Origin of the sequence: Xanthomonas sp. SHU 199, assembly GCF_000364665.1 — a bacterium.
Lineage (GTDB): Bacteria > Pseudomonadota > Gammaproteobacteria > Xanthomonadales > Xanthomonadaceae > Xanthomonas_A > Xanthomonas_A sontii.
The window spans coordinates 1-9,522 of record NZ_AQOI01000831.1 but is presented as its reverse complement, the minus strand read 5'-3'; the positions used below and the strand labels follow the sequence as shown (position 1 = coordinate 9,522).

Sequence of the window (9,522 nt, the reverse complement as noted above, 5' to 3'; positions counted from 1 at the left end):
GCCGCCGCGGCGTCCGCCGCCGCGCTGCTGCTGCTTGCCCTCGGCCGCCTTCAGTTCGGCCTCGGTCGGCTCCGGCGGCGCTTCGCCCGGCTTCAGCGCGTTCACCTTGGTGCCGGGCTTGAGCCGGAACTGGCCCTCGGTGACCACCCGCTCACCGGCCTTCAGGCCTTCGGTCAGCTGCACGTGGCTGTCGCCCACTTCCGCGCCCTGCTTCACCGTCTGCATCTTGACCGTGTTGTCGGCCTGCACCACGTACACGTAGTCGCCGTTGGGCCCGCGCTGCACCGCCTGGGTCGGGACCACCACGCCGTCGGCCACGGTGCGCAGGGTCAGGCGCACGTTGACGAACTGGCCCGGCCACAGCGCACGGTCGTTATTCGGGAAGACGGCGCGGACCTTGAAGGTGCCGGTGTCGGCGCTGATCTGGTTGTCGATCACGTCGACCTGGCCGTCGCTGGCGATCGGATGCGCATCGGTGCGGTCCAGCGCGGTCACCGGCAGCGGCGCGGCCGCCTGCGCCTGGCGCACGTCCTGCAGCTGGATCTCCGGCAGGTTGAAGGTCACGTAGATCGGGTGCACCTGGGTGATGGTGACGATGGTGCTGCTGGTGCTGACGATGTTGCCCACGTCCACGCCGCGGATGCCGGCGATGCCGTCGCTGGGGGCGAGGATGCGGGTGTACTGCAACTGCACCTGCGCCGCACGCATCTGCGCGTCGTTGGCGGCGACCGCCGCTTCGTACTGCGCCACCTGGTTGCGCTGCGTGTCCAGGTCGGTCTTGGCCACGTACTGGCGGTAGGCCGGCGAGTCGGAGCGCTGGAAGGTGGAACGCGCGGTGGCCAGCAGCGCCTGGTTCTGGCGCTTGCTCGCCGCGGCCTGGTCGTAGCTGGCCTGCAGCGAGCGCGGGTCGATCTGCGCCAGCAGCTCGCCCTTCTTCACTTCCTGGCCTTCGCGGAAATTCAGGCTCATCAGCTGGCCGCCGACCTGCGGGCTGACGGTGACGGTGCTCAGCGCGGTCACCGTGCCTGTGGCGGTGGCGTAGATCGGCACCGCCTGGTGGGTGGCGGCGACGACGGTCACCGGGACCGGCGTGTTGTCGCTGTCGTCGCCCATGCCGTCACCGGGGCCGCCGCCCTTGTGATGTCCGCCGCGCATGACGTGCATGCCCACCACCACCACGGCCACCGCTGCGAGGATCAGCAGCGCAATCTTCCAGAAACGCGACATCCGGGGAAACTCCTGTGGCGAGGCGGGGTGGAGGGCCCTCCCGCAGTGGCTGGTGACGAGCGAGAAAGCATATCGCCGGCGCGTTGCGATTGGACCATGACTGAAGGGACAGACCACGCGGGCGGGCAAGGCCGTTCGTCCGCTCTCGCAACGCGCAGGCGGCGCATCGGTTGACACGGATTCGCAAGGGTTTTTTGTCCGCAGCGGGATCCGTGGCCGCCCCTCGCCGGCGGCCGATGCACTACAGTGACTGAACGCCCGTTGCGTCCCGATCTGGAGCCTTGCCATGCCGCGCCTGTCCCGCCTGCTGTCCGCGATGCTGTTCGCCGTCCCCGCCCTGGCCTGGGCGCAGAGCGCCGAGCGCCCGGAGGTGACGGCCGCCGCGGCCAGGCTGCAGGCCAAGGTGGTGGAGTGGCGGCGCGACTTCCACCAGCACCCGGAGCTGTCCAACCGCGAGGAGCGCACCGCCGCCAAGGTCGCCGAGCGGCTGCGCGCGCTGGGCCTGAAGCCGCAGACCGGCATCGCCCATCATGGCGTGGTGGCGATCGTCAAAGGCGCGCTGCCGGGGCCGAAGATCGCCCTGCGCGCGGACATGGACGCGCTGCCGGTGACCGAGCAGACCGGCCTGCCGTTCGCCTCCAAGGCCACCAGCGAGTACCGCGGCGAGACCGTGGGGGTGATGCACGCCTGTGGCCACGACGCGCACACCGCGATCCTGCTCGGCGTCGCCGAGGCGCTGGTGGCGATGCGCGCGCAGCTGCCGGGCGAGGTCATGCTGGTGTTCCAGCCCTCGGAGGAGGGCGCGCCGGGCAACGAAGAGGGCGGCGCCTCGCTGATGCTCAAGGAAGGCCTGTTCCGCGACTTCAAGCCGCAGGCGATGTTCGGCCTGCACGTGTTCTCCAGCGTCCAGGCCGGCAAGATCGCGGTGCGCGGCGGCCCGCTGATGGCCGCCTCGGACCGTTTCAGTATCAAGGTGATCGGCCGCCAGACCCACGGCTCGGCGCCGTGGAACGGCATCGACCCGATCGTGACCAGCGCCGACCTGATCGGTGCGGCGCAGACGGTGATCAGCCGACGCGCCAACCTGTCCAAGCAGCCGGCGGTGCTCAGCTTCGGTGCGATCAAGGGCGGCATCCGCTACAACATCATTCCCGACGACGTGGAGATGGTCGGCACCATCCGCACCTTCGACGAGGGCATGCGCCAGCAGATCTTCGCCGACCTCAGGACCGTGGCCGAGCACACCGCCGCCGCGCACGGCGCCAAGGCCGAAGCGCACGTGCCCGACCAGGACGGCAACCCGGCCACGGTCAACGACCCGGCGCTGACTGCGCGCATGCTGCCCAGCCTGCAGGCGGTGGTCGGCGCCGGCAACGTCTACGAACCGCCGCTGCAGATGGGCGCGGAGGATTTCTCGTTCTACGCGCAGCAGGTGCCGTCGATGTTCTTCTTCGTCGGCGCCACCGGCCCCGGCATCGACCCGGCGACCGCGCCCAGCAACCACTCGCCGCAGTTCCTGCTTGACGAAACCGCCCTGGACGTCGGCCTGCGCGCGATGCTGCAGGTGACGCTGGATTATTTGAAGCAGTGATTGGGGAGTCGGGATTGGGGATTCGTAAGAGATTGGGTGCGTCGGCTTAGGGAATCGTCAGCGGTGCTGCCCCATCGCATATCCGTTGGAGCGGCGCTCGATCGTCCCCGGGGAGTCAATCGTCATGCAGGTGCGAGGCGCGATGTGGCGCGCTTGCCGATGGCGCAATGCGTCGGGACTGAAGTCCCTCCCACAGTGCACCCTTTGTGGAAGCGACCTCGGTCGCGACGTGCAACGCCTCGCATCGACGCAAGCACGTCGATCCAAGTGAGCCAGATTTTGCTTTTGCCAATCCCGAATCCCAAATCCCGAATCCCCACCCCATACACCTCCCAGCCAGAACGCGCCCGCTACACTGCACGGCATGAACACCCCCCAGGATTCCAGTCTCGGCCGCGAGGTCGCCTACCCGTCGCAGTACGATCCCGCGCTGCTGTTTCCCATCCCGCGCGCTGCGGCGCGCACCGAGATCGGTCTCGACCCCGCGGCGCTGCCGTTCTTCGGCGTGGATCGCTGGCACGCCTACGAACTGAGCTGGCTCGATGCGCAGGGCAAGCCCTGTGTCGCCACCGCGACCCTGCACGTGCCGTGCGCCTCGCCCAACCTGATCGAATCCAAATCGCTCAAGCTCTATCTCAACTCGCTCAATGCGATGCGCTTCAACAGCGCCGAAGCGTTGCGCAGTTGCATCGTCACCGATCTGTCGGCGCGCGCCGGCGCCGACGTGGCGATGGAATTCGGCCTGCCGCCGATGGACACGCTGGGCGAGGGCGAGTCGCTCGATGCGCTGGACATCGCCATCGACTGCTACGGTCCGCCGCGTCCGGACTTCCTGTCCGCTGCCGACGGCGACGTGGTCGAGGAAACCCTGACCAGCGAATTGCTCAAGTCCAACTGCCCGGTCACCGGCCAGCCGGACTGGGCCTCGCTGCACCTGCGCTATCGCGGCGGCCGCATCGATCGCGAAGGCCTGCTGCGCTACCTGATCAGTTTCCGCGAGCATGCCGGTTTCCACGAGCAGTGCGTGGAACGCATCTTCCACGACCTGATGACGCGCTGCCGGCCGCAGTCGCTGCAGGTGGAGGCGCGCTACACCCGCCGTGGCGGGCTGGACATCAATCCCTGGCGCGCCACCGCGGACGTGGCCGAACCGCTGAGCTTCCTGCGCGATCTGCGTCAGTAGGCCAGCGCTGACACTGCGATTGCACCATCGGCCGCGACGCGCGACATCGTCGACGCGGCCGAGCGTGCTGCAGTCGGGACTGAAGTCCCTCCCACAAGAAGCGCCCTGCGGGGAGCGCTGTCGTCAGCTTCTCTGCGGCAGGCCGGGGTTCGCGCAGTCGTCGCCTGGACGATGCGCCCACATGGCGATGGTGGCGCGTGCCCGCGGTCCCGCTGGCATGCACGGTCCCAAGCGTTTGAGCGACACATCTCGCCGCGTTGGCATACGCGCGGCGCGCCTGAACCGCAGCCGCGCGGTTCACGGCCGCGCGATCCTTTTTTAACAAATCCTGTGACACCGTGGCAGCGTCCCATCACGCAGGAAGCCACGCGATGAACAGCGACAAGCGCGCCGATTTCTCGGCGGTCACCGCCAAGGTGGATACCACCGCCGACGTCGTACAGAAGGCGGATTTTTCCGCCGTGCAGAGCAAGGTCGACAGCACCGCCGAGCAGGTGCAGCAGGTGTACGTGGTCAAGCCTGGCGATTCGTTGTCCAAGATCGCCAAACTGCATTACGGCGACGGCAATGCCTGGACGCGCATCTTCGAGGCCAACCGCGACGTGCTGGCCGACCCCGACAAGATCTATCCCGGCCAGACCCTCAAGCTGCCGGCCGGCGCCTGAGGCGTCGCCACCACCCCCTTTCGTTATTCCGACAGGAGTCCTCACCGATGAAGACCCGCTCGATCTCCGCATTTTCGCCCCTGATGATCGCCCTGGTCGGCGCGTTGGCGCTGGCCGGCTGCAAGAAGCAGGAGCAGCAACAGACCGTGTCGCCCGATCCCACCTCGTCCGCGCCGACCGAGCAGATGCCGGGTCCGGCCGCAGCCCCGGCGGAGCAGCCGGCGCCGGCCGCCGCAGGCGCCAATGCGGTGAACGTGGCCGCCGTCGCTGTCGGCAACACGGCCGCCGCGGACAAGTCCGTCGCGCCGATGACCACGCTCGCCAGCAAGGACAAAATCATCGTTTCGGTGAAGACCGAGGGCTCGGCGACCAACGCCAACGTCGGCGTCAAGCTGGTGTTCCAGGACGGCCAGACCGCCGGCGAGCGCACCGAGACGCTCAATACCAGCGGTGCCGACACCACCAACTTCGAGTTCACCAATCCCAAGGGCTGGCCGGCCGGCCAGTACAAGGCCGAGGTCACCGTGAACGGTCAGGCGGCGGGCACGCCGCAGACGTTCGAGGTGAAGTGATCCAGGGCTGAGGCCCGGTCACGGGTCGCACGCGCCGCCTCTCTCCCGGCACGTGCGACACGCTGGCGCAGCCGCGAGGCTGCGCCTTTTTATGCGTGGCCCGATGCTCCGACAGCGCTGCCGATACGCTGGAGGAAGAAGATGTGGGGGACTTCAGGACACTCCCATCGCCCGGAAACCCGTCATAGGAGCGGCTTCAGCCGCGACCGGCCTTAGCGGGTACTCCCGTCGCGGCTGACGCCGCTACTGCCACAGAGGCGCAAGCTGCATCCGGCGGATCAGCGGCGCTCTTCCATCACGACGCACGTCCTGGACGATGCCTTGCCGTCCACTCGGCGGCGTCTGCGCGCACCACCGCTGGCCAGCACCGCGCAGCCGCGCACGGCGATCAGTGATGCGCGTGCAGATCCAGCATGCGCCCACCCACCACCACCTGGCGCAGGCGCAGGTCGCTGTCCAGCACCACCAGGTCGGCGCGGGCGTCGGGAGCGATGCGGCCGCGGTCGCCCAGGCCCAGGTAGTCGGCCGGGAAGGTGGACACGCGCTGTGCGGCATCGGCCAGTTCCAGACCCGCCTGCACCAGGTTGCGCAACGCCTGATCCATGGTCAGTGCGCTGCCGGCCAGCGAGCCGCTGGCCAGGCGCACGCAGCCGCCGCACTTGTGCACGCGCTGCTCGCCCAGTGCGTATTCGCCGTCGGGCATGCCGGTGGCGGCGGTGGCGTCGGTCACCGCGTACAGGCGCGGGATCGCGCGCGCGGCAAGGCGAATCACGCCGGGATGCACATGCTGCAGGTCGGGAATGAGTTCGGCGTACTGCGCATGCGCCAGCGCCGCGGCGGCGATGCCGGGGCGGTAGTGGTCCACGCCGGTCATGCCGTTGAACAGGTGGGTGAAGCCGGCCGCGCCGGCCTGCAGCGCCGCCACGCCGTCCTCGTAGCTGCCGGCGCTGTGGCCGAGCTGCACGCGGATGCCCAGCGCGGTCAGCGCCGGAATCAGCGCGGTGTGCGCGCCGATCTCCGGCGCCAGGGTCAGTACCCGGATCGGCGCCAGCGCCTGCCACTGCTGGACCAGGGCGAGGCTGGCCTCGATCGTGCGATCGGGTTGGGCGCCCAGCCGCTGCGGGCTGATGAAGGGGCCTTCCAGGTGCACGCCGGCGATGCAGGCCGCGTCGGCATCGGGCGCGGCCATGGCCGCGGCGACGCCGCGCAGTGCGTGCGCGATCTCCTCGACGCCGGCGGTCATGGTGGTCGCCAGCAGGGTGGTGGTGCCGAAGCGCAGGTGGGTGCGGGCGATGCGTCGCGCCGCGTCGCCGCCCTGCATCAGGTCCACGCCGGCGGCGCCGTGCACATGCAGGTCGACGAAGCCCGGCAGGATCAGCGGCAGCTGCGGATCGTCGCCGCCGCTGTGGTCGTCCACCTGCAGCCCGCGCACGTGGGTGTCGAAGTGGACGTGGCCGCGGCGCCAGCCCAGCGGGGTGAGCAGGCGGCCATGCAGGGAACGCGTATCGGTCATGGCGCGGGCTCGGCGACGATCACCTCGATGCCCAACCGCTGCAGCCCCTCGCGGGTGGCCTCGTCGATGCCGGCGTCGGTGATGATGGCGTGGATCTGGTCCAGGCGGGCGATGCGGTGCAGGCTGACCCGGCCGAACTTGGAGGCGTCGGTCAGCACCACGATGCGCCGCGCGCGCTCGACCATGCGGTGGTTGAGCCGCGCTTCGGCCTCGTCGTGGGTGGTCAGGCCGAACTGCAGGTCCAGGCCGTCCACGCCCAGGAACAGCGTGTCGAAACCGTAGGCGTTGAGGCTGGCCTCGGCCTGGCTGCCCTGCAGCGACAGCGACTGCTGGCGCAACTGGCCGCCGGTGAGCAGCACGTTGATGCCGGGCGCGTTGGCCAGTTCCCAGGCGATGTTGAGGCCGTTGGTCATCACCGTGACGTCGCGGTGCGCGCGCAGGTGCCGGGCCAGGGTCATCGTGGTCGAACCGGAGTCGATGATGATGTTGGCGCCGGGCTGCACCATGCGCGCGGCACAGGCGCCGATCGATTCCTTCAGCGGCAGGTTCAGCGCGTCCTTTTCATGGATGTCCTGCTCCTGCGGCGGCGTGCGCACCAGCGTGGCGCCGCCGTGGGTGCGGGTGGCCAGGCCCTGCGCCTCGAAATGGTTGAGATCGGCGCGAATGGTCACCGCCGACACGTCGAAGCGTTCCACCAGATCGGCAACCTGCACCGTGCCATGTTCGAGCAGCGACTGCAGGATCTGCTGGCGGCGGGAGCGGGTGTTGCGCATGGCCATTCTCGGATTCGCGGGCGACCGGGAAGATTAGCCGTTCGCCGCGACGCCGGCAGCCGCTTCGGCGTGTGGCCGGCGCGCGCCGGCGCGGTTGGCGCTGCAGGCGCGGGCGTATTCGCCCAGGCACAGGCCGATGCGGTGCTGGACCAGCGCCGCCGGGGTAGTGGCGAGCTGGCCGGCGCGCACCGCGCGGTACTGCTCGGGCAGGAACTGGCTGAGCAGCACCAGCGGCGGCGCATGTGCTTCCAGGTTGGCGAGCAAGGTGTCCACCGCCGTGCGCACCGCCGGCGCGCCCCAGTAGTAGCGGCAGCGGTCGCTGAAGGAATAGCGGCGCAGCAGGCGCTGCTCGGTCGCGTCGCCCGGGTAGTAGGACTGCCAGGATCCGGGTTGCGCCAGCATCGCCGCGTCCAGCACCTGCGGCAGCTGCGAGCACTGCGCCGCGGGGAGCAGTTCGGCTTCGATCGCGGCCAGCGCGCACAGCGCTTCGCGATAGGCGAAGGTGGCGGCCGGGCCGACCTTGAGGATGGCGAAGTGGTCGCGCACCAGCGCGTGCAGCGCGTCCTCGCGCTGGTAGTCGGTGGAGTGCGCCTCGAACACGATGCGCGGTTGCTGCTCGAGGAAATCGGCCAGCGCGGCGGCGGCGGCCGGATCGTAGTCGTGCACGCTACTGTGGTCGAAATCCACGCCCGGCTGCACCACCAGCGCGATCACCCGCTGCCACGCGGCGCGCAGCGGCGGCGTGTCGAAGGCCTGCCGGTGGATGGCCAGGGTCTGCGCGGCCGCGGCCGGCGTGGTCACCTGCAGGCCGCCGGCCAGCGAAGCTTCGCCGCCGGGAATCGGCACCTCGGTGCCGATCACGTATACCGGTGGTGGCAGCCCATGTGCGGCGGCGGTGCGCTCGGCGATTTCGGCCAGTTCGGCCGACCGCGCGGCGACGATGGCATCGGGCAGCGGCACCGGGTCGTCGGCGCAGGCCATGCTGCAGTCCAGGTGGATCTTGTGGAAGCCCGCGGCGACGTACTGTTCGATCAGCACGCGCGCATGCGCCATGGCCTCGGCGGCCGGTCCCTTCTGCCAGGCGTTCGGGCCCAGGTGATCGCCGCCCAGGATCAGCCGCGCGCGCGGGAAGCCTTCCGTGTCGGCCAGTGCGCCGACGTAGTCGCGGTATTGCGCCGGGGTCATGCCGGTGTAGCCGCCGAACTGGTCGACCTGGTTGGAGGTGGCCTCCACCAGCAGCAGCGTGTCGTGGGCCAGCGCGACCTGCATCGCCGCGCGCAGCACCTGGTCGTTGCTGCAGCAGACGCTGTACAGGCCGACGTTGGCGCCGGCGCGGTGGGAGGCGAGCAGGGTCTGCAAGGGCGACATGGACACTCCGGCGGATCAGGAATAAGCGGGATGGCAGGCCAGCAGCGCGGCACCGCGGGCGCCGCCGGCATCGCCGAAGCGCGGCGGCACCATCGGCGGCACCTGCACGCCGGCGAACAGGTGCGCGGCGATGGCGTCGGGTAGTTGCCGGTACAGCGGCGGGTATTGCGACAGCCCGCCGCCGAGCACGATCACGTGCGGGTCCAGCGCCAGCACCACGGCGGCCAGGCTGTGGCCGAGCAGGTCGCGGTGGATGTCCAGCGCCTGCTGCGCGCGCGCATCGCCGGCCTCGGCCAGAGCGATCACCGCGCTGGCGTCGGCGGCGTCGCTGCCGAGATGGCGCGCGATCGCCGCCACGCCGCTGCCGGACACGTAGCGCTCCACGCAGCCCTGCAGGCCGCAGCCGCAGTCCAGCAGCGGCAGGCGATGGCGCTGCAGCAGGTGCCCGGGCACGCTCCAGTGGCCCCATTCGCCGGCGATGCCGTTGCAGCCGGCGAGCAGGCGGCCCTGCACGCAGAAGCCGCCGCCGGCGCCGGTGCCGAGGATGGCGCCGAACATGCTGGGGTAGCCGTCGGCGGCACCGCCGTGCGCCTCGGACAGCGCGAAGCATTGCAGGTCGTTGCCGATGCG

General features: G+C 70.1%; 9 protein-coding genes. 4 read left to right on the top strand and 5 right to left on the bottom strand.

Annotation, left to right across the window (positions count from 1 at the left end):
- Positions 1-1,227, bottom strand: a 1,227-nt coding sequence (locus D183_RS0122820) for an efflux RND transporter periplasmic adaptor subunit (RefSeq protein WP_017911043.1), incomplete at its 3' end; no start/stop codon positions are given.
- A 286-nt stretch (positions 1,228-1,513) separates the two neighbouring features.
- Here D183_RS0122820 and D183_RS0122815 point away from each other — a divergent pair.
- The 4 genes from D183_RS0122815 to D183_RS0122800 all read left to right on the top strand — a co-directional run bounded on the left by D183_RS0122815 (position 1,514) and on the right by D183_RS0122800 (position 5,238).
- Entirely contained in the window at positions 1,514-2,818 is a 1,305-nt protein-coding gene (locus D183_RS0122815; protein WP_017911042.1) for a M20 family metallopeptidase, read from the top strand.
- A 364-nt stretch (positions 2,819-3,182) separates the two neighbouring features.
- Positions 3,183-4,001, top strand: coding sequence for an NADPH-dependent 7-cyano-7-deazaguanine reductase QueF (queF, locus tag D183_RS0122810; RefSeq protein WP_017911041.1), 819 nt, complete (start codon positions 3,183-3,185; stop codon positions 3,999-4,001).
- Positions 4,002-4,372: 371 nt separating this feature from the next.
- Positions 4,373-4,666: a LysM peptidoglycan-binding domain-containing protein gene (locus tag D183_RS0122805; RefSeq protein ID WP_017911040.1), complete on the top strand. Its 294-nt coding sequence runs from the start codon at positions 4,373-4,375 to the stop codon at positions 4,664-4,666.
- A gap of 47 nt (positions 4,667-4,713) precedes the next feature.
- Positions 4,714-5,238 (top strand): hypothetical protein, encoded by a 525-nt coding sequence (locus tag D183_RS0122800; RefSeq protein ID WP_017911039.1) that lies wholly within the window; start codon positions 4,714-4,716, stop codon positions 5,236-5,238.
- A gap of 388 nt (positions 5,239-5,626) precedes the next feature.
- Here the strand turns inward: D183_RS0122800 and D183_RS0122795 are convergent, their stop codons facing one another.
- The 4 genes from D183_RS0122795 to D183_RS0122780 all read right to left on the bottom strand — a co-directional run.
- Complete coding sequence (locus D183_RS0122795; RefSeq protein WP_017911038.1) at positions 5,627-6,751, bottom strand: N-acetylglucosamine-6-phosphate deacetylase; 1,125 nt, start codon at positions 6,749-6,751, stop codon at positions 5,627-5,629.
- Positions 6,748-7,524: a DeoR family transcriptional regulator gene (locus D183_RS0122790; protein WP_026143390.1), complete on the bottom strand. Its 777-nt coding sequence runs from the start codon at positions 7,522-7,524 to the stop codon at positions 6,748-6,750. Before D183_RS0122790 ends, D183_RS0122795 begins: the two co-directional genes overlap by 4 nt.
- 33 nt (positions 7,525-7,557) lie before the next feature.
- Complete coding sequence (locus D183_RS0122785; RefSeq protein WP_017911036.1) at positions 7,558-8,892, bottom strand: D-tagatose-bisphosphate aldolase, class II, non-catalytic subunit; 1,335 nt, start codon at positions 8,890-8,892, stop codon at positions 7,558-7,560.
- A gap of 15 nt (positions 8,893-8,907) precedes the next feature.
- A partial coding sequence (locus tag D183_RS0122780; RefSeq protein WP_017911035.1) for an ROK family protein occupies positions 8,908-9,522 on the bottom strand: 615 nt, incomplete at its 5' end.